Genomic DNA, 19,559 nt, shown 5'->3' with positions numbered 1-19,559 from the left:
GTGACGGGCGTTCTTGTGTCGGACTCTAGCGCCTCTTTCCCCGCTGTTTGGCAACGGCGGCGCGGTGGGCGCGGCCGGGGCGTAGATCGGGGCCGCCGGACGTGGGTTTTTTGGGAGAGGCTTGTTTCGGCTTAGGCTGGGTGCTGCCCTGCGAAGGCTTCCGCTTGGCGTTTTGCTGGGCGGGGCGCTGGCGGTTCGGTTGCGCGCCGGATACGCCAACGGGCTTCTTACCCGTGCGCTTCTTTGCTCCCTGCTGCGGCCCCTTCGCGGGCGTACCCTCAGCGGTCGCTTCGCGCGCCTTCTCCTTGCGGCGCTCGCGACGGGCCAGCTCACGAGCGGCCTGGGCGATGTCGGGGTCGGTGCGTGCTGCCTTGCGCGTGGCATGTGCGGCGGACTCGGCAAGAGCGGCCTGCTCGTCAAACGAGGCTATCTCCATCTCGGGAATCTCGCGCTTGACCAGTTTCTGAATGTCACGCAGCGCCTCTTCGGTCTCGGGGCTCACAAACGAAATGGCCCAGCCTTCCTCGCCAGCGCGGCCTGTGCGGCCGATGCGGTGCACGTAATCCTCAGGCACCGTGGGCAAGTCGTAGTTGATCACGTGGTCGACGCACTCCACGTCGATGCCGCGAGCCAACACGTCGGTGGCCACTAACACGTCGGTGGTGCCGTCGGCGAAGTTGTCGAGTGCGCGTCGCCGCTGGTTCTGTGAGCGGTCGGAGTGAATGGCCTCAGCCGTGTAGCCCACCTTCTTCAAACGGCGACACGTGGCATCGGCGCGGCTGCGGGTGCGCGTGAACACGATGACGCGCCGCGCCCCCTTCTCCGCCAGCACGGCCTTGAGCAGGGCAGGCTTCAGTGTTTGCGGGGTGCGCACAATGAACTGCTCCACCGTGTCGGCCGTTTCGCCCTTGTGGGCAATTTCCACCAGTGCGGGGTCATGCAGCAGTTTCCCCACGCTGTTCATGATAGAGCGGTCGATGGTGGCCGAGAATAGCAGCGTTTGGCGGGTGTCGGGTGTGGCGCCAATGATCTTTCGCATGGACGGCAGAAAGCCCATGTCAAGCATGCGGTCGGCCTCGTCCAGCACGAGCACTTCCACATCCCCCAAACGCACGGCACCCTGCTCCATGAGGTCCACGAGGCGCCCCGGCGTGGCAATGAGCACATCCACGCCGCGCTTGAGCTTGCTGATTTGCGGCTCGTAGGACAGCCCGCCCACCACGGTGGCAATGCGGTGGTGCGTGGATACGGCAATGGAAGAACACACCTCGCCAATCTGTTGTGCCAGCTCACGCGTGGGGGTAACCACTAACATGAGCGGACCCTGGCCACCCTTGGCGTGCTCGAGCCCATCCAGCGCGGGCAGTGAGAAAGCAGCTGTTTTGCCCGTGCCCGTTTTGGCGGCGGCAATGAGGTCGCGGCCTTCCAGTACCAGCGGAATGGCCTGCTCCTGCACGGGGGTAGGGGCCTCGTAGCCCAGGCGCGCAACGGCGTCGAGGGTCTTTTGCGAGAGGCCCAGTTCGGTGAAGTCGGTCATAGGTGCGGTTCGTTCCTTTCGATGAGCAGGGGGCATGCGCCTTCGAGCGCCACCCGGTTCGTTAGCGTGTGTGGGCGGGCTTGCCGCCCCAGTAGAAGCGCAGGAAGTGTTTCTTGCGCAAGGGGTCATCGGGGCTTTTCGGGTGCTGGGCGGCTTCAAACGTCGCATGGGCGACATCGCGCGCCGCGTCGGGATGGCGCAAAAAGGAGCCGTTGATGAGCATAGAGCGGATGCTCTCCGGGTTCTTCTCAATGTGGCGCAGCGCGTCCAGCAGCTCGCGCGCCGTGGTGACATGCATGGCGGCGCCCAGTGCCGTGAGCATGCGTACGTTCACTTTCTCCTGGCCATAGGCGCGGCCGAGCAGAATCATGGGCACCTGCGCGCAGAGGCACTCCGTCACCACGAGGCCGCCCGACTTACAGATGACGAGGTCGCTTGCCGCCATGAGCGCGGCCATGTCCTCCACGTAGTCGAGTATTGTGACGTTGGAAAGCCCCAGATCGTCCACCGCTTGGCGCAGGTGACGCGCGTAGGTTTCGTCGCGTCCGGCTATGAGCACCAGGTGTAAGCCTTGGAAGCGGTGCACGTAGGGTAAGAGCTTGTCCAGCGCCTCGCGAAAGTGCACGTAGGGGCGCGGCAGGTGAGCGCCAGCCAGCGCAAGCGCGACGGTTTTGTCCTGCGGCAGCCCCCACCGCTCGCGCGTTTCGCGCTGGTCATAGGGGCGGCGGAAGTCTTCGCGTGTGGGAATGCCCGTGATGTGAATACGTTCCTCGGGCAGCTTGCGCGCGCGCAGAGTTTCAGCCATCGATTCGTTCGCCACGCAGAACACATCGGCGCCACGATGGGGCCAGAGGCCCTCGGTTTCGTAGTCGGTGGGCACGCACACAATGGGGAACTCCACGCCGGACAGCATGCGCGCACCCACCGCCACGTTGGCGGCCGTGATGTGTGTGCACACCACGGCGAACGGGCGCGTTTTGCGTACGTGTTCAGTAAACGCGGGGAACATGATGCGCGACCACACCGAGCCGCCGGCCCACAGAAGGCGACCGGTGAGCGTATAGCGCCAGGTGAGGTCATAGATGGGACGCGTGGCACCCGTGAAGAGCGAGGCGGCATGGTCGCCGTCGAACTTGATGCGCCCCCAGTCAAGCACGTCGAGCACTTCTACCTCGTAGTCCTCGGGAATGGGGGGCAGGGCGCTTGCCGCGCCGTCGTAGTTGGCCGCGCCCGCAGCGCGCCGCGCCGCCGCTTCGTCGCGCAGCAGTTCGAAGGCCTGGGCAATGGCCAGCGCCGCACTGCGATGCCCCGAGCCCACCGAAGCATGCATCACAATAACCCGCGGCCGCAGCGGTGTGGCTACGTCCTGGTCAGCAGGGATAGCCGCCTCTTCATCAGGGAGGGTAGCCGCGTCTTCGTCGACGGGCGCAGCCGTCAAATCAACCGACGCGCCGTCCTTGCGCGTCGCCAGTGCCTGCACGTGGGTCGACCCGTCTGGGCGTGCGTCAGAAGTATACAAGGCTGCCGTATCGTCGTGTTCCATACCCTTCATCATACCTCAACTGCCCTTCAAGCGGAAACTTTTCCCCACGTTCCGGATGCGGTTTTGATGGTGACGACTTCCAGGCGAGGCCCGTCGTGCCTCTGCCTGAGGCGGAACCCACGGGGGAAGGGGACTCTCGGGGCTCTTTTGCCAATGAGCGGTAGTCTCAGGCCTTGTGGTATTATGGGCGCTTGAACGAGATCGCGACAGGAAGCGAAGAAGTACGCATGGTAAACCCGCCCATCCTCTCCGTCGTCGTCCCCGTGTACGGCGCAGAACCCTACCTTGATCAGGCTCTTGAAAGCATTTGTGCGCAAACGCTCAAAGACATTGAAATCATCTGCTTAAACGACGGCAGCAAGGATCGCTCCCTGGAAATTATGCAGGCGCACGCGGCCAAAGACCCGCGCATTCGCGTCATTGACAAGGGGAATCAGGGCTACGGGGCCACGTGCAACCGTGGTATGGACGAGGCGCGTGGCACGTGGATTGCCATTCTGGAACCCGACGACTGGATTGAACCCGCCATGTACGAGCGCATGCTGGCCTTCGCGCAGACGCTCGATGCGTCCGTCGATATCATAAAGACGCCCTATTGGCGTATCATCAATCCCGACACGCCGCAGCAGCGCAAGCTTCATTGCAGCTACCATAGTCGCATTCGCCCTCATCGCCAGCCGTTTTCCATCGGCGAGGCGGCGCACCTTCTGTGCCACCATCCTTCCATCTGGTCGGCCGTGTACCGCGCGGATTTTCTGCGCGAAAAGGGCATCCGCTTTCGCGAGTATCCCGGCTCCGGTTGGGCCGACAACCCGTTCCTCATCGAGACGCTGTGCCAGACCGACGCCATTGCTTACCTCGACGAGCCGTTCTACTGCTACCGCGAGGAAACCGAGGAAAAGACGCTCGCCTTCCATAAGGCGAATCCGCTTCTGCCCATCGAGCGCTGGCAGGAAATGGCGAACGCGCTGGATACTCTTGGTGTGCGCGACGAGCGTGTGTGGAAAGCCCACAACAGCCGCGGCTTTACCTACCTGGGCGGCATCTTGGAGACGGTGGGCCTTGACTGCCCGGGCGTGCGCGAGGCGGCGCGCGGCATGATGGCGCGCATGAACGAGGAATTAGTGCTCACCGATGACAATATTTCGCCTGGTTATAAGCGCTTGTATTTGTTACTCACCGGCAAGCCTGAGCGTGACTTCCCGAAGCTGCCCTACGTGAGAAGTTTGGTGCGCGAGGGCTGGTACACGCTCAAAAACACAGGGCCAGCCAACACGCTGCACATGGTGAAAACCTATCTGGGAACGAAAGCCGACCACGAAGGCCGTTGAGAGTTCGCCTTTGACGCTCATATCTGACGTTTCAGCGATATGTAGTGCGATCCGTGTTCACGCGACACTCAGTCGTCTTGCCGTTCAATTAAATGAACGGCAAGACGGATAGGAAGTTCTTGTCCTGCTTGGACGCAAGCTCCCTCATCTCCCTATCCACCTTGCAAATACATCATAGCTTATCTTTTTACTTAGAATAAGTAGTGACTGGGCACGTATTTCATGTCACACTGAAATGTTATTCACAACAAAAGTGCCGGTCAAACGGCAAAAAATGTAATCTTTAAGTTACGTTTTGCCTCCAAGAGGCTCATGCGGCTGCTGGAGACATGTCGTTCGTGCGCCGCTTCGGCACTGTTGCGCTAGAATGAACCCCATGCGAAAAAACACCCTCACATATTCAGCGCTCGTGTTTGCGGGCGGGGCCAGTTACGGCGTCATGGCTACCACCGTGAAGTTTGCCCTCATGGACGGCTTCGGTTGGACGCAGATTGTCGCCAGTCAACCCTTGTTCGGGGCGCTTTTGTTTGCTGTGGTTCTTGCGATACAGATGCTTCGAGGTAAGCGGCCCGTGCGGCTTGCGCCGATACAGATTGCCAAACTCATGGGACTAGGGCTCACTACGTGCACCACCTGCGTGCTGTACAATTTCGCGTTGACGAAGCTTCCCGTGGCTGTCGCCATCACTCTGTTATTCCAGTTCACCTGGATTGGTGTGGTCATACAAATTGCGGTGACCCGCCGACGCCCCCACCGCGCTGAGCTGGCAGCGGCCGTTATCATCTTAGGTGGCACGCTTCTCGCGAGCGGCCTTTTCTCCGAGACGCTTGCCGACGTGGACCCGCTCGGCGTGGTGTGCGGGCTTTTGTCCGCGGTCAGCACGGCGCTCTTCATGTTTCTGTCGGGCCGCATCGGCGTGGGCCTGCCGCCTATCCAGCGCGGTCTCATCGTGTGCCTGGGCGCGTGCGTCCTCGGTTTCGCCGTGTGCCCAACATACTTCGTAAGCGGCGCGCTGCAGGCGGGTATCTGGAAGTATGGCCTCATCCTGGGCGCATTTGGGCTGCTGATACCCGTGGTACTGTTCGGCATTGGTACGCCGCATCTTCCGTGCGGCCTGTCCACCATTATGGCGTCGTCTGAGCTACCCTGTGGCATTCTCATCTCGGTGTTCGCCCTCGGCGAGCCCGTGGATGCCCTCCAAGCCGCCGGTGTTATCATTATTCTCGCCGGCGTGGTGGTGTCCCAACTTCCCAGCCTACTTCCCGCGAAAACGAAAACATCCCCGCCTGCCTAAGCAACCGGGGATGTAAAGTGTGGTGCCCCCAACGAGAATCGAACTCGTGTCTCAGCCTTGAAAGGGCCGCGTCCTGACCTCTAGACTATGGGGACGAAGGCGTTGCTCCCTGCGGAGCGCAGCCCGAACATTATTGCAAAGCACGCGCCTCTTGGCAAGAGTGATTTTTGTGAAACTTCAACCGAATTTCCTACGAGGCATTTGCCACCACACCTTCCGCCGCTTTCCCTCAAGGCACCTTTTCTTATCCTGTTGAAGAAACTGAGGGTTTGGGGTTTGTGCGGTACACTATGCACAGAGCCGCGTGGCGGCTTTTTGCAGGACTCGAAAGACAAGGACGGACATGTCGTCAGATGCACCGCTGGTTAGTGTTGTGGTTCCCGTGTATAACGCCGAAGCTTACCTGGCAGAATGCCTCGATAGCCTGGCTAAACAGACGCTGCACGCCATCGAAATTGTGTGCGTGGATGACGGCTCTACCGATTCCTCGGCCAGCCTGCTTGACACCTACGCTGCACGCGACGAGCGCTTTGTGGTTATCCGGCAGGAGAACAAGGGCCCGGGCGCGGCGCGCAATGTTGGCATCGACCGGGCGCGCGGGCGCTACCTCTACTTCCTCGACTGTGACGACTACGTGGACACGCGGCTTTTGGAAGTGGCCGTGGCGCAGCTTGAGTCCGTCGACGCCGACATTGTGGTGCTGCCCTTCAACCAGTTCGACCAGCGCGTGGGTGTGCCGCTGCGCGCGTGGTGGTGTGTGCTGCGCGACCGCTACCCCGAAGACGTGTTCTCGTGGCGCGACAACCCGTCGTGGCTGTTCCGCGCGTTCGGGAACTACCCCTGGAACAAGGTGATGAAAACGTCGTTTGTGCGAGCGCACAACCTGCGCTACCAGGAAGACATTCACCTGACCGAAGACCTCATGTTCTCCGCGCCGGCGCTGGTGTTGGCCGAGCGCATCACGTGCGTGGACGAGGCGCTTGTCTACCACCGCGAAGGTACCGGCGGCAACGTGATGGCGGGCAAGGACAAGCACCCGCTCGACTTTTTGGTGGCGTTCAAAAACCTCAAGGCCTTCTTGGAAGCGCAAGGCCTCTTCGACGATTTATTTGTTGCCTACGCCAACTGGGCGGTGGACGGATGCCGCTACAATTTGCATACGCTGCGCACCTTCGAGGGCTTCTCTGCGGTGCGCCGCGCCCTGGTGGATGAGGGGGGCTTGCGCGATCTGGGCCTTCTCGACGCCGACGAGTCCGTGTTTCTGGAAGAGGGCTACAAGGAATTTCTGCACGATGTGCAGGAGCTCAATCCGGCTGATTACGCGTTCCGGCTGTTTTCCGAGGCTGCCGAAGAGCGCGACGTGAACAGCTATCGCGCAGCGGTGGAATATTACGACAAACAAGCGCAGCGAAAACACTTTGAGCACGAACTTGACGACGCTGCCCGCGTGTCCGATGCTCTGCGGGAAGAGCTTGCGTCGGTGCGCGATGAGTTGGCCGTCTCGCATGAGAACTACGAGACATTGCAGGCAACGTTCAACGAGCACATGAACGCCGCCGAGCAAAAAGTGGGTCAAGCGCTGTGCTATATTCCGCGCCTTGTGCAACGGACTGTGTTATCACATAAGCAACCAGGGGAATCGAAGGAAACCGAATAAGCCGCAGGAAGGCAGGAAGCTCATATGGCCGAAACCACCGATCAAACGCAGCAGAGCGCCCCGAGCGTCACCGTCATTGTTCCCGTGTACAACACGGAACGCTACCTGGAGGCATGCCTGGACAGCATTCTGGGCCAGACGCTGGCCGATATTGAGGTGTTGTGTATCGACGACGGTTCAAGCGATGGTTCGGGTGCACGGTTGGATGACTATGCGTCCCGCGACGCGCGCGTGAGAGTGATCCATCAGGAGAACGCTGGTGTATCCCATGCGCGCAACGTGGGGCTGGACAACGCGCGCGGCGACTACATTTTGTTCGTGGACTCCGACGACTTCATCGAGCCCAACACCTGCGAAAAGCTGGTGAACGTGGCGCGGCGCGAAAAGGCCGACATCGTGGTGTTCGGTGGCGAGACCTTTCCCAGTGTGGCGTGGATCGACCGGTGCTTCGATACGCACGACATCTCGTACAAAAGCGAAGGGGTGCGCGCGCTGTTCCAGGAGACGGGGTCGTTCCCGCTCATGTGCAACAAGCTGTACGCGCGTCCGCTGCTTGACATTCACCAGCTGAGATTCAACGAAGAGTTGAAGCTGGGCGAGGACAACGCGTTTCAGTTCTGCACGTTCCCGTACGCGTCGTGCGTGGCGTTTTGCTCCGACCGCTTCTACCACTATCGCTGCGAGCGCGAGGGGTCGGCCATCGACACGTTCTACGCCGACCGCACGCGCAAGGTGAACCTGCACTTCAAGATTGTGCAGTACGTGGTGGGGGAGTGGGAGCGTCGCGGCTTTCTGCGCGGGCACCAGGGCGAGCTTTTGACCTGGGCGGGGAACTTCCTGTTCGACGACGTGCAGTTTATGAGTTTCGACGACCGCGTGCAGTTTGCGGAAGCGTTTGAGAACTTTTTGGCCGAGCACGAGCTGGTGGATGCGTGTGGGGATGTGGATGAAATCGCGGGGCGCGCCCTTGGGTTCATTCGCTCGGCGCGCGCGGTGGCGCAGGAGGAGCCCGTCATTACGGTGGTGGCCTCGGCCGTGGGTGCTGGCAGCATTGATGAGGGCTTCGTGTCGGTGGCGAACCAGTTCGAGCAGCGTGTGGAGTTGCTCTGCGTGGACGATGGGCTCGATGAGCGCATGTCGGCCGCGCTGCGCACGTGCGCTCAGGATGACGCCCGTGCCCGCGTGATAAGCGCCGAGGCGGGCGAGGATGCGGCGTCGCTCTACGCGCGCGCGGTGGCCGAGGCACGCGGTGCCTATGTGCTGTTCGCGAATCTGAACGACCGCTACGATCCGAACGCACTTCAACTCATGCACGAGCGCGCTGCGGAAACGGGCGCGGATGTGGTGACTATTCGCGACGGCTTCCACAACCTGCGCACGCAGGATATGTGCCGCGACCTCAAGATGTTGTCCGACCCGACGGGCACGGGGCAGGCCGACGAGCGCGAAACGTTTGCGCCGGGCGAGGTGCCTGAGCGGCTGTTCACGTTCTCGTCGCTGAGCGCGCGCAATAAGCTGTTCCGTCGCGAGCATCTGCTGGCGCATCCCGTGGCACCGGCCGACGTGAAAAGTGTGGCGGGCGCGCTTCTGGGCGCTTCGAGCATTTGTCCCATCAACGGGTATTTGCTGGAAATGCAGCCGCACACACATCTCGTGCCCGAGCGCGCCGCGCGGGTGGCCGCTGCCTTGGTGGAGAGCTATCGCGCCCTCAAGGAAGATTTGGTGAGTGCGGGGCAGTTTGAGCGGCTGGAGAAGTCGTTTGTGAATTCGGTGCTGACCAGCTTCTTTGGTTGGATGGACTCGCTGCGCGCGAAGGAGGCTGTGCTTGCGTTTGGGCCGTTTGCGGTACAGGCGCTGCGTGAGGTGGTGGAGCTTGAGAAGTACGACCGCGGCTGGTTCTACGAGGCGCGCGACTACGAGCGCGCGCTGCTTCTGCTGGAGCAGCCGGCCGACCAGTACCTGCGCGAGGAAAACTTCCGCCGCATCGACGAGTTGCAGCGTCGTATTCGCGCCCTCGAGCAGGACAACGCCCGCCAGCGCGCCGAAATCGACGAATTCTACGGCTCAGTAAGCTACCGCGTAGGCCGCACCGTAACATTCCTACCCCGCAAAGCAGTAGACGTGTTGCGCAAGGTACGCGGATAGACACTTAATGCACGAGTTCCATAACAAAACTGCGCGCCTGGTGGCGCACAGTTTTGTTGCCTGGAAAAGAGCGTCTACTTAAACACTCGGCCTATCTTGTGGGTGAGGCGGGCGGGGGCGCTTACGTGGCGTTGGTAGGCGTCTTTGTAGTTCTGTGGGATCTTCTGCGAGGTAATCACCGCGTTGTAGTCGATGCGCGCCACCATGGCTTTAATGTTGCGCTTGATCTCGGGATCTTCCACGTCGAAGTCGTCGTTCAGCATTTCCAGGTACGCGCAGCCGCGGTTGTAGTGGCCTTCCAGGATGCGCGGTGCCGTGATGTGCTGGGCCTTCACGATGTCGTCCATGTCAAGCCAGCGGCCATAAATGATGGACGGGTCCTTCACGTTGCTTGACGAGCCCACGTTGAACTCGCGGTAGAAGTACAGCGGCTCGTCCACGTACACAATCGTGCGCGCCTCCGCGAGCGTTTCCATGAGGAAGGGGTTGTCAGCCCAGCCAGCGCCCGGGATTTCGCGCATGCGGATGTTGTGCTCGTCCAAAAACGACCGGCGATAGATGGCCGACCAGATGCTCGGGTGATGGAACAGAAACTCGGCATCCTCGGCCAGCTGGAAAGGTTCGTCCACCTTGCTCACACAGTGCAGGTAGTTTGCGGGCAGCATATGCTCTTCCTCGGTGCCCGCAGCGCACACGCGCCAGTAGGCGGCTTTCACCACGTCAGGGCACCCGTGGCGCTGCGCAGCTTCCCACAGCGTGCGGTACATGGTGGGATCCACGTAGTCGTCAGGCTCCACGATGCCAATATAGTCGGCCGTGGCGTGCTTGAGCCCCCTGTTCACGGCCTTGCCGTAGCCGCCGTTCTCCTTGTGCACGGCCACAATGCGCTCATCGCGTGCGGCGAAACGGTCGATGATGTCGCTTGAGCCATCGGTTGAGCCGTCGTCCACACACACGACTTCAATCTCGGGCATGTCCTGCGCCAGCACACTTTCCAGGCACTGCTCAAGGAACGGCTTCACGTTGTAGATGGGAATGATTATGGAGACGTTAGGTTTCATAGAGGGCTTTCGCGCGTGGGTTGGTTTTGGTAGAGTGCTTGGCGGCGTGGTACGCGACGCAAGCGGTTTGCATTATAATCCATGGAAGCCGATTGGCAAAATGCCCCGTTTTGGGCTTCATCTTCGACGGTTAGGATGGTTATGGGTTTGTTCGCGCGAAAGAAGCCGCTTGCACCCGGCGAGCTGGCAGTGTCGGTGCTCGTGCCGGTGTACAACGTGGAGCGCTTTTTGCCTGCGTGTCTGGACAGCCTGAAGGCGCAGACGCTGCAAGAGATTGAATTCATCTGCATCAACGATGGGTCGACCGACGGCTCGCTCGACATTCTGCGCTCGTATGCTGAAGCGGACGAGCGCTTCCGCATTGTGGATAAGCCGAACTCGGGCTACGGCGCCAGCATGAACCGCGGGCTCGACGCGGCGCGCGGGCGCTACCTTGGCATTGTGGAATCCGACGACTTCGCCTCGCCCGAGATGTTCGAGCAGCTGTACAAGTTCGCGTCGCGCCACGACTTGGATCTTGTGAAGTCGAACTACTTCGAGTTCTGCGACGGCAAAGATGCCCCGCAGGAGCCGTTCGCGGGCTTTCCCTACAAGAAGGTGTTCGATCCGCGCGAGATGCAGGCCGTGGTGAAGGTGCTGCCCATTATTTGGACGGCGCTCTACCGCCGCCAGATGCTGGTTGACGAGGGCATTCGCTTCAATGAGACGCCGGGGGCGTCGTTTCAGGATACGTCGTTTGTGCAGCGCGTGTGGTTTGCCGCACGCCGGGTGGCTCTGCTCAAGCCCGCCTACTTGCACTACCGCGTGGACAACGCCGGCTCGTCGGTGAAGTCGGCGGCGAAGGTGTTTGAGGTGTGCGGCGAGTACGCCACGTCCGAGGCGTTTCTGCGCGAAGACCCCGAGCGTTTCGCGACGTTTGCACCGCTGCTCAACGCCATGAAGCTGGACACGTACCGGTGGAACTACAACCGCATTGCCGTGGAGTGCCGCCTTGAGTTTGTGCGCCGCTGGGCCGAAGAGTTCAAGCAGGCCGAAGCCGAGGGAATGCTGCGTCATGAAAGCTTCAACGACTACGACTGGGGCATCGCCCAAGAGTTGATGGCCGACCCCGACGCCTTCTTCGAGAAGTACAAAGAAGCTCTGTAGGGTTTCCCGCCACTGTACATGAATAGAATCGGCGCGGCTCGCTTTAACTTGCGGACCGCGCCGATTGTTGTATGGGGGAATGGCCTCTTCGCTAGCCGAATAAGCCTGCGACTGCGTCGTAGAGGGCGGGGTTGAGGGCTGCAATGGAAGCGTAGTGGACGGGTGAGAACAGCGACAGCAGCCCTACCAGGGCCGATATGCCAAGGCTCACTGCCAGCACAACAACCAGGATGCGGTAGTTGCGCGCTCCCTTCTCTTCCTTTTCGCCAGCGCGCGCTTGGAGGGAGAACAGTACGAAGGCGGCCACCAGCATGAGGTACCAGCCGAAGTCGCTGAAGTAGCGCTGTGTAATGCCAGCCGTGCGCGCGTCGGCTACCAGCACCACGGCGGCGAACAGCAGCATGAGCAGGCTGATTCCCCACAAATTCCGCTGCTTCAACTCGCGGCGCACAACGGGCAGAGCCAGCACCAAAAGCGCGCAGGGCACGAGCCAGAAATACCCCCCGTACATGGGCTCGAACGGCGCCCAGCTCACGGGGTAGGTGAGGTCGGTCGCCTGCACAAACGGGAAACTTCCAGACAGGTTGAAGGGCTGGATCAGGTAGTAGAACAACAGCACCGGCGTGAGGCGCCAACTTTGGTTGTAACCAATCATGTCGAAGCCGGTAAGGTTGTAGAAGCTGCCAAAGTCAAGCAGCGAGCCAAACCGCACATAGTTATAAGCAAACAGCGGCGCAAACACCACAACGAACGGAACGAGCGCCGCAAGGGTCGAACCCAGTCCCGCGCGCGAGAATAACAGGCGCTCGCGCGTTATCTCGCGCCAGAACAGCGGCAGTGCCAAGAAACACGCCAACATAAACTGCGGGCGACACCCCAGGTTAAGCGCCATGCACGCTGAACCCGCTGCCAGATGCCACGCCGAAAGCGTCACGCCGCCATGGGCACCGCTCGTCCCACCCTCGCGTCGCGCGCCCATCCAAAACCACAGCCCCAACATAGTGAACACCATGGACGTGAGAATAGGCACCGAGTAAAACGTCGGCACAAAGCCCAGATACACCACGTTACTGCCCGCGAACATACACAACAGCACCAGCACGAGCGAGCCCGTAGTGGCGGAACGCGCGAACCACCGCCGCGCCACGCGGTAGAGCAACAGCGCCGCGCACACAAGAAAGCACGATCCCAGAAACGCTACGGCCGCTGGCGTGGCCAGCCATGAGCCCGTGATCAGCTGATACGGCGCGTACAGCAGCACCGCCGGCACCACGCCGAAGTAGCAGTAGTACTTCCCCTCATAAAAAGCATGATCCCAAAAGATAGGCACGTTGCCGCCGTCTTGAATGGCGTCGCGGTTCTCAAACGCGTAGGGGTTTTCCAATTCGGCCAGCTCATCGGGCACGGGAAGGTCAAGCGAAACGGAGCCGTGCAAAAGCGCGTCGGCAAGCCGAGCGTACTGATCGTGGTCGGCATAGTGGCGAATGGAGGGGTCATACGAGGTTCCCTGATACACGGCCGCGGCGTTGTTGAGCACGCCCACGCCTAGGAAGCACGCGACCAAAAGCGCGGTGACCAGGGCGTACACGGGTATCGATACGGCGGGACGCTCGTGCGCGCCTTCTCTGTTGCGGATCATGCATTCCCTCTCTTGCAGGCAAAAGGACTCAAGATGGCTTCCCCGGTATGATACCAGCAAATGACGAGTGACTTGCGCGTGTTGGCGGAAGCGGGCGCACCTGCTCGTTTTCTTCACCAGCTGCCGCGCACGGAAAAAGGTGCGGCGCTTCGGCGAGGTGAGAAGGCTCTTCAGGTGGGGCATTGGCGAAGGATGGTATCATAGACACAGGAAAACGACGAGAAGAAGGAAGCGTGTATGGCAAAGCGAGCGAAGACGCTGTTGTGCGTGATGTTGTGCCTGGCGTTGACGCCCACATACGGATGGGCGGCGGAAATCGAAGGCGTGCAAGGTGGCGAAACCGCCGCACCGCGTGAGGAAACCGAATCGCAGCCGGAGGGCGTAGGCACAGGCGAAGTGCCCGAAAGTGGCGCTCCCGTAGACACTCCGGAAGGGCCCGCGTCCCCCCAGGATGGCGTTCCCTCGCCTGCGGAACCGGAAGCGCCCGCATCCGAAGAGCCTGAACCTACGGCTGAACCAAGCGGCATTGAGCTAGCGGCCGCCAAGGCCGAGGGCATCTACGTGTTTGCCAACCAGGCCTCGGGCAAGGTGCTCGACGTGGCGGCGGCCTCGAAGGCCAACGGCGCGAACGTGCAACAGTACACGGATAACAATTCTCCCGCGCAGCGCTTCCGCGCCGAGGCGGCGGGTAGCGGCTACTTCTATTTAGTAAACGTTGCGTCGGGCAAGGTGCTTGATGTTGAGGCCGGCCGAGCGGAGGCGGGCGCGAACGTGCAGCAGTACGAGCGCAACGGCTCGCTCGCGCAGAAGTGGAAGATCGTTGACGTGGGCGGCGGGGCGTATGTGGTGGCCTCGGCGCTGTCGTCGGCCACTTCGGGCCTCACGGGCGCGCTCGTGCTTGACGTGGCTGACGGCTCGGCGGCCAACGGCGCGAACGTGCAGCTGTACACGTACAACAATTCCCCTGCTCAGCGCTTTGCGTTGCGCGAGGCGGCGCGCACGGTGGAAGATGGCCTGTACGAGGTGCGCACGCTGGCGGCACCCGACAAGGGGCTCGACATCGCGGGCGCCTCTTCTGCGAATGGCGCCAACGTGCAAATCTACACCGCGAACGGGAGCGCCGCGCAGCGTTTCGCCGTTGCGTATGACGAGGCCTCGGGCTACTACACGCTGCGCAATGTGGCGTCCGGCAAGCTGCTTGACGTGACCAACGCCTCGCCGGATGACGGCGCGAACGTGCAGCAGTATGCCGCGAATGGCGGCGCCGCGCAGCTCTGGAGTGTGGAGGCGGTCACGGGCGGCTATGTTATCCGTTCGGGCTGCTCAGGCAAGGTGCTCGATCTGCAATGGGGCGGCATGGAGAACGGCACGAACGTATGGCAGTACGCCGCAAACGGCACGCCGGCGCAAACCTGGACGTTCAAGCAGGCCCCCGGCCGCGTCATTGAGGACGGCGTGTACACGGTGATCTCGGCGCTTTCGAACAAGCTTGCCCTTGAGGTGGCGGGCGGCTCGTCGACGGATGGCGCGAACGTGCGCCTCGGGTCTGATGAGGGCACGCTCGCCCAGAAGTTCGAAGCAACCTACGACGAGGAAAGCGGCTACTACACGCTGCGCAATGCCGCCTCGGCCAAGGTGCTTGACGTGGCGGGCGCGGGCGGGTACGACGGCGCAAACGTGCAGCAGTACGAAGTGAACGGCTCGCTCGCCCAGCGCTTCGCCATTGAAACACGCAGCGACGGGACGTTTATCGTGCGCGCCGCGTGCAGCGGCCTCGTGCTTGACGTGGCAGGTGCGTCAGCCACGTCCGGTGCTAACGTGCAAACCTGGACGCCTAACAACACGAGCGCGCAGGCGTGGAACTTCCACGAAGCACAGCTTTTAGACGAGGGCCTTTTCGAAGTGAAAAGCGCGCTCGGCACTGTGCTTGACGCGGCCTCGGGCGGGGAAACCAGCGGCACGAATGTACAAACCTATACTTCCAACGGCAGCCTGGCGCAAAAGTACCAGGTGACGGCGAAGGGCAAGGGCTTCTACACGCTTGAGTGCGCGAAGTCGGGCCTGGTGCTGGACGTGGACGGCGGCGTGGGCCCCAACGTGAGCTTGCGCACGCCTACCCAATCCGACGCGCAGCTATGGCGCGCCTCCATTGCGGGTGACGGCTGTGTGGCGCTCGTCAACAAAAAGACGGGCCAGCTGCTTGACGTGGCTGGTGCCTCGGCGGCGAATGGCGCGAACGTGCAGGTGCATGTCGCCAACGGCTCCGAGGCCCAGAAGTGGCAGCTTGTTGAGACGGCTCCCTTCGTGGAAGGTCTGTTCACGGTGCAGAGCGCCATTGATCGTTCCTACGTGCTTGACGTGCGTGACGGCTCGTCCGCCAACGGGGCCCTTCTGCAGGTGTACCAGTCCAACGGCACGGCGGCGCAGAAGTTCCAGGTGTCGCGCCAGGCTGACGGCACGTATCGCCTCGTGTGCCTGGGGTCGGGCAAGGCGCTCGACGTGCGCGACAGCCAGGTGGACGCGTCAACGGGCGCGGGCACGGTGCAGCAGTGGGAGAGCGATCCCACCAACCGTGCGCAGGCGTGGCGCTTCGAGTATGCGGGCGGCGGGTACTACAGCCTGTTCGCCGTAGTGGGCGGCGGTGAGTCGTGCCTCGATGTGGAAGCTGGCGTTGCCGCAAATGGCGTGTCGGTGGGCATCTACGGGTCCAACGACACGGCCGCCCAGAAGTTCAAGCTGGTGGAAGCCGGTGCGGTGAGCAACGACCTTCTTAGCATCACGCTTGAAGAGATGATGGGCTACCAGCGCGCGGGCAACCCCTATATTACTGACATCTCAGATGAAGAGCTGCGCGGCGCGCTCGACCCGAACAACAGTGGCGGCGCGGATTTCAACCAGTTCGCTGACCTGCGCGTCTACACGGGTCTTGAGGGCTGGCAGCTCGATGGCTACCTGGCCACCAACGGTGAGGGCGGCGTTCTGGAAGGCAAGGGCGCAGCCTTTGTTGCTGCAGCGAAACGCTACAACCTGAATGAGGTGTACCTTGCGGCCCACACGTGCCTTGAGAGCGGTTGGGGCTTCTCGCGCTTGGCGAAGGGCGCCTACTACGACGGCACGGGCTACGACTACCTGGGCACCGACGGCAACTGGTACCGTGCAGAGCTGCCGGGCTACGAGCCGGGCACGTACTACAACCTGTTCGGCATTGGAGCCTACGACTCCGACCCGCACAAGTACGGCATTGAAGCGGCCATCAAGAATGGCTGGAGTAGCATCGACGCAGCCGTGGAAGGCGCGGCGAAGTGGATTGCTTCGAACTACGTGTACCGCACGTCCGGAAACGCCCAACCCACGCTCTACGCCATGAAATGGGACGTTGCATCCAGCAATGCCACGCACGCCTACGGGTGGCACCAGTACGCCACCGACGTGCAGTGGGCGAAGAAGATCGCCCGCCTGATGAACCAGTGCTACGTCGCGAGCGGCGTGGTTGACCCCGAGTTGAGATATGTGGTGCCCAGCTATGCGTAATACTCCCACCGCGCGCCGCGGCGCGCACGCGTTCCTTTCATCCGTCCTGGCCGTAGCGCTGGCGCTGTGGGTCTTCGCGCCGGCATCAGCGCTGGCCGCCGAGAATGCGGCTTTGGGAGGTGCTGCGGCTACGGAAGAGGTGCCCGGAACGGGTGGGGAAGGCGCCCTTCCTGAAAGTGACAATGGCGAAGCGCCTGCTCCCGGGCCGGAGGTCGAAACCCCCAGCACCCCTGAGGTGCCCTCGCCTGACGACGAGGCGCTTCCCGGCGAGGGAGGCGACACGCCAGGCACCGAGACCGTTGACCCCGCTGCGGGCGACGCGGACGCGCCTGACGCGGATGCGGAAGACACGGAAGCAGCCGACCCGTCCGAAGATGAGGACATCGCCCTGCGCGCGCTCACAGGCCCGACGGCCACGGATCTACCCCAGGTGGCCGCGCTCGCTTCGGCCGCCGACCGCACGCGCGTGGTTGACGCACGGAATGCCTCCACGCTCACGCTATCCGCGTCCACATCCGCCGCTTCCCAACGCTTCTTCCTGAGGCCAGTGGGTGGCGGATGGTATGCCCTGATAGACGTACAAACCGAGCAGGCGCTTGACGTGGCTAGCGCCTCGACGGCCGATGGTACGCGGGTGGGGCTCTATGCCGACAATGGCACCGACGCCCAGCGCTGGCGCTTCGTAGCCGCGGGTGACGGCTCCTACCGCCTTGCCTCGAAGCTGAGAAGCGATCTCGTGCTTGACGCGCGCAACGCCTCGGCACTCGTGGTGCGTTCGGCCGACAACAGCCGCTTCCAGCGCTTCTTCGTGGACGCCCCCGAGCGCACCATTGACGACGGCACCTATGTGCTCTCGTCGCGCGCCGGCACCACGGTGCTTGATGTGGCTAGCGCGAGTACGAATAACGGCGCGAACGTGCAAATGTACACGCGCAACGACACGGCAGCCCAGGAGTTCGTTTTCGTGTACGACGAGACCACGGGCTACTACACGGTGGAAACGTTCGCCACGGGCAAGGTGCTTGACGTGGCCGGAGCCTCCGCGGCCAACGGCGCGAACGTGCAGCAGTACGCCGCCAATGGTTCCGCGGCTCAGAAGTGGGCGGTTGAGCGCGCGCCGGGCGGCCTTGGCTACACGGTGATCTCAGCGTGCAGCGGGCTCGTGCTGGACGTGGCAGGTGCCAGCCGCTTCGACGGCGCGAACGTGCAAACCTACGAAAGCAACGGCTCCGCCGCGCAAATCTGGACGTTCGACGCGCCCGCAAACGTGATGCCTGACGAGGGCCTTTACGTTATCGAAAGCGCGCTCAGCGGCCGCTACGCCTTGGATATCGACGCGGCAAGTCATGCCGATGGCGCGAACGTGCAGCTCTACCGCACGAACTTCACCTGGGCGCAGAAGTTTAACGTGGAGGTGCGCGGCGATGGCTTCTGCGTCATTCGCTCGCTGGCCTCGGGCAAGGTGTTCGACGTGGCTGCGGCTGGTCAGGTGCCCGGCACGAACGTGCAGCAGTACACCTACAACGGCTCGGACGCGCAGTTATGGAAGCCGGTGCGTTTCGGCGATGCCTACGCGTTCCGCTCAAAGGCGAATGGCCTGTTCCTCGACGTGACGGGAGGCTCGGCCGCGAACGGCGCGAACGTGCAGGTGTGGACGGGCAACGGCAGCGCCGCGCAGCGCTTCACGCTGCTGGAAACCGACACCTCCACGGCGGTGGATGAGGGTGCCTATGTGCTGCGCAGCGCAACCGACGGCACGGTGGTGGACATCCAGGGGGCGGCCGGGCACAACGGTGCGCGCGTCCAGCTCTTTGCGGCGAACGGCAGCTACGCTCAGAAGTTCAAGGTGCTGGCCGACGGCTGGGGCGGCTACTACTTCGTCAACGTGCATTCGTCGCGCTACCTGGACATTGACACCGGCACGGGCGCGGTGCTCCAGCAGTGGGATCGCACCGAGGGCGACAACCAGACCTGGCGCTTCTACCCGGCCAACGACGGTTCCGACACCTACTACGTGGAGTCCGCCTGGACGGGCGAGTACCTCACGAATGCGGGCGGTACGCTGGCGCTCGCGCCCCTGCGCAACACGGCCGCACAGCGGTTCTCGCTTGAACACACGAAGGCGTTCAAGGTGTATCTGGACGCAGGTCACGGCTACAACAGCAACGGCGACGGCCGCGTGGACGCGGGGGCGTGCAGCCAGGGCTATCGCGAATGTGACCTGACCGAAGAGCTGGTGGACAAGGTGGCGAAAGAACTCGACCGCCGCGGCATCGAATACATCGTGGGGTATGGCGAGGCCTACTGGGACCGCCACCCCGACGCGGTGGCCAAGGGCTGCTCGACGTTCCTTTCCATCCACTTCAACGCCGCAGGTGGCACGGGTACGGAAACCTACATCCACTCCTACAACGCGGCGGCTGGCTCGCCCGCATTCCAAAAGATCATGCATTCCTACCTGGTGACCGGCACGGGCTTGCCCGACCGAGGTATGAAGAAATCGGCGCTGGCGGTGTGCGGCGGACGCTTGCCCTCGGTTCTCTGCGAGATTGCGTTCATCGACCGCAAGGAAGATATGGAAACCTATTTCAAACGCCAAGACGACGTGGCGCGCTTCCTCGCGGCCGGCATTGTGGAGGCGTCTTCGAACAGCATGTGCGGATGGTACTAGTGTC

The 19,559-nt window shown here is 62.3% G+C and carries 10 protein-coding genes, 1 tRNA gene and 1 pseudogene; 7 read left to right on the top strand and 5 right to left on the bottom strand.

Annotation, left to right across the window (positions count from 1 at the left end; genetic code table 11):
- Positions 1 to 25: 25 nt before the first annotated feature.
- Both QNJ86_RS10130 and QNJ86_RS10125 read right to left on the bottom strand, forming a co-directional pair.
- Positions 26 to 1,537: a DEAD/DEAH box helicase gene (locus tag QNJ86_RS10130; protein ID WP_283832504.1), complete on the bottom strand. Its 1,512-nt coding sequence runs from the start codon at positions 1,535 to 1,537 to the stop codon at positions 26 to 28.
- Positions 1,538 to 1,598: 61 nt separating this feature from the next.
- Positions 1,599 to 3,092: a glycosyltransferase gene (locus tag QNJ86_RS10125; protein ID WP_283832503.1), complete on the bottom strand. Its 1,494-nt coding sequence runs from the start codon at positions 3,090 to 3,092 to the stop codon at positions 1,599 to 1,601.
- A 215-nt stretch (positions 3,093 to 3,307) separates the two neighbouring features.
- On the opposite strand from QNJ86_RS10125, the gene QNJ86_RS10120 reads away from it, so the two are divergent.
- Positions 3,308 to 4,411, top strand: a complete 1,104-nt coding sequence (locus QNJ86_RS10120) for a glycosyltransferase family 2 protein (protein WP_283832501.1) — start codon at positions 3,308 to 3,310, stop codon at positions 4,409 to 4,411.
- A gap of 376 nt (positions 4,412 to 4,787) precedes the next feature.
- Positions 4,788 to 5,705, top strand: coding sequence for an EamA family transporter (locus tag QNJ86_RS10115; protein ID WP_283832500.1), 918 nt, complete (start codon positions 4,788 to 4,790; stop codon positions 5,703 to 5,705).
- 20 nt (positions 5,706 to 5,725) lie between these two features.
- Here the strand turns inward: QNJ86_RS10115 and QNJ86_RS10110 are convergent.
- Positions 5,726 to 5,800 (bottom strand) — tRNA-Glu (locus QNJ86_RS10110).
- 248 nt (positions 5,801 to 6,048) lie between these two features.
- On the opposite strand from QNJ86_RS10110, the gene QNJ86_RS10105 reads away from it, so the two are divergent.
- Positions 6,049 to 7,362, top strand: coding sequence for a glycosyltransferase family 2 protein (locus tag QNJ86_RS10105; protein ID WP_283832498.1), 1,314 nt, complete (start codon positions 6,049 to 6,051; stop codon positions 7,360 to 7,362).
- 24 nt (positions 7,363 to 7,386) lie between these two features.
- Entirely contained in the window at positions 7,387 to 9,507 is a 2,121-nt protein-coding gene (locus QNJ86_RS10100; RefSeq protein ID WP_283832497.1) for a glycosyltransferase family 2 protein, read from the top strand.
- 74 nt (positions 9,508 to 9,581) lie between these two features.
- Here QNJ86_RS10100 and QNJ86_RS10095 read toward each other — a convergent pair.
- Positions 9,582 to 10,574: pseudogene (locus QNJ86_RS10095) on the bottom strand (glycosyltransferase); the annotation flags it as partial.
- A gap of 135 nt (positions 10,575 to 10,709) precedes the next feature.
- Between QNJ86_RS10095 and QNJ86_RS10090 the strand changes: the two are divergent.
- Entirely contained in the window at positions 10,710 to 11,714 is a 1,005-nt protein-coding gene (locus QNJ86_RS10090; protein WP_283832495.1) for a glycosyltransferase, read from the top strand.
- A 91-nt stretch (positions 11,715 to 11,805) separates the two neighbouring features.
- On the opposite strand, the gene QNJ86_RS10085 is transcribed toward QNJ86_RS10090, so the two are convergent.
- Positions 11,806 to 13,353 carry a hypothetical protein gene (locus QNJ86_RS10085; protein ID WP_283832494.1) on the bottom strand — a complete coding sequence of 516 codons (1,548 nt, stop codon included), beginning with the start codon at positions 13,351 to 13,353 and terminating at the stop codon, positions 11,806 to 11,808.
- 237 nt (positions 13,354 to 13,590) lie between these two features.
- On the opposite strand from QNJ86_RS10085, the gene QNJ86_RS10080 reads away from it, so the two are divergent.
- The gene (locus QNJ86_RS10080; protein WP_283832493.1) at positions 13,591 to 16,884 is read left to right on the top strand and encodes an RICIN domain-containing protein; all 3,294 of its coding nucleotides are present in this window, start codon (positions 13,591 to 13,593) and stop codon (positions 16,882 to 16,884) included.
- Positions 16,877 to 19,555, top strand: a complete 2,679-nt coding sequence (locus QNJ86_RS10075; RefSeq protein ID WP_283832492.1) for an RICIN domain-containing protein — start codon at positions 16,877 to 16,879, stop codon at positions 19,553 to 19,555. The genes QNJ86_RS10080 and QNJ86_RS10075 overlap by 8 nt, the downstream gene beginning before the upstream one ends.
- The last annotated feature ends 4 nt before the right edge of the window (positions 19,556 to 19,559 follow it).

The sequence above is a fragment of the Gordonibacter faecis genome, from assembly GCF_030077735.1.
Classification (GTDB): Bacteria; Actinomycetota; Coriobacteriia; order Coriobacteriales; family Eggerthellaceae; genus Gordonibacter; species Gordonibacter faecis.
The sequence above is the reverse complement of the archived record's forward strand: the minus strand, read 5'-3'. Positions and strand labels throughout refer to the sequence as shown.

What these genes read in the sequence shown, in the direction of transcription:
- QNJ86_RS10130 (WP_283832504.1), bottom strand. Translation starts at nt 1,537, where the DNA reads ATGACCGACTTCACCGAACTGGGCCTCTCGCAAAAGACCCTCGACGCC.
- QNJ86_RS10125 (WP_283832503.1), bottom strand. Translation starts at nt 3,092, where the DNA reads ATGATGAAGGGTATGGAACACGACGATACGGCAGCCTTGTATACTTCT.
- QNJ86_RS10120 (WP_283832501.1), top strand. Translation starts at nt 3,308, where the DNA reads ATGGTAAACCCGCCCATCCTCTCCGTCGTCGTCCCCGTGTACGGCGCA.
- QNJ86_RS10115 (WP_283832500.1), top strand. Translation starts at nt 4,788, where the DNA reads ATGCGAAAAAACACCCTCACATATTCAGCGCTCGTGTTTGCGGGCGGG.
- QNJ86_RS10105 (WP_283832498.1), top strand. Translation starts at nt 6,049, where the DNA reads ATGTCGTCAGATGCACCGCTGGTTAGTGTTGTGGTTCCCGTGTATAAC.
- QNJ86_RS10100 (WP_283832497.1), top strand. Translation starts at nt 7,387, where the DNA reads ATGGCCGAAACCACCGATCAAACGCAGCAGAGCGCCCCGAGCGTCACC.
- QNJ86_RS10090 (WP_283832495.1), top strand. Translation starts at nt 10,710, where the DNA reads ATGGGTTTGTTCGCGCGAAAGAAGCCGCTTGCACCCGGCGAGCTGGCA.
- QNJ86_RS10085 (WP_283832494.1), bottom strand. Translation starts at nt 13,353, where the DNA reads ATGATCCGCAACAGAGAAGGCGCGCACGAGCGTCCCGCCGTATCGATA.
- QNJ86_RS10080 (WP_283832493.1), top strand. Translation starts at nt 13,591, where the DNA reads ATGGCAAAGCGAGCGAAGACGCTGTTGTGCGTGATGTTGTGCCTGGCG.
- QNJ86_RS10075 (WP_283832492.1), top strand. Translation starts at nt 16,877, where the DNA reads ATGCGTAATACTCCCACCGCGCGCCGCGGCGCGCACGCGTTCCTTTCA.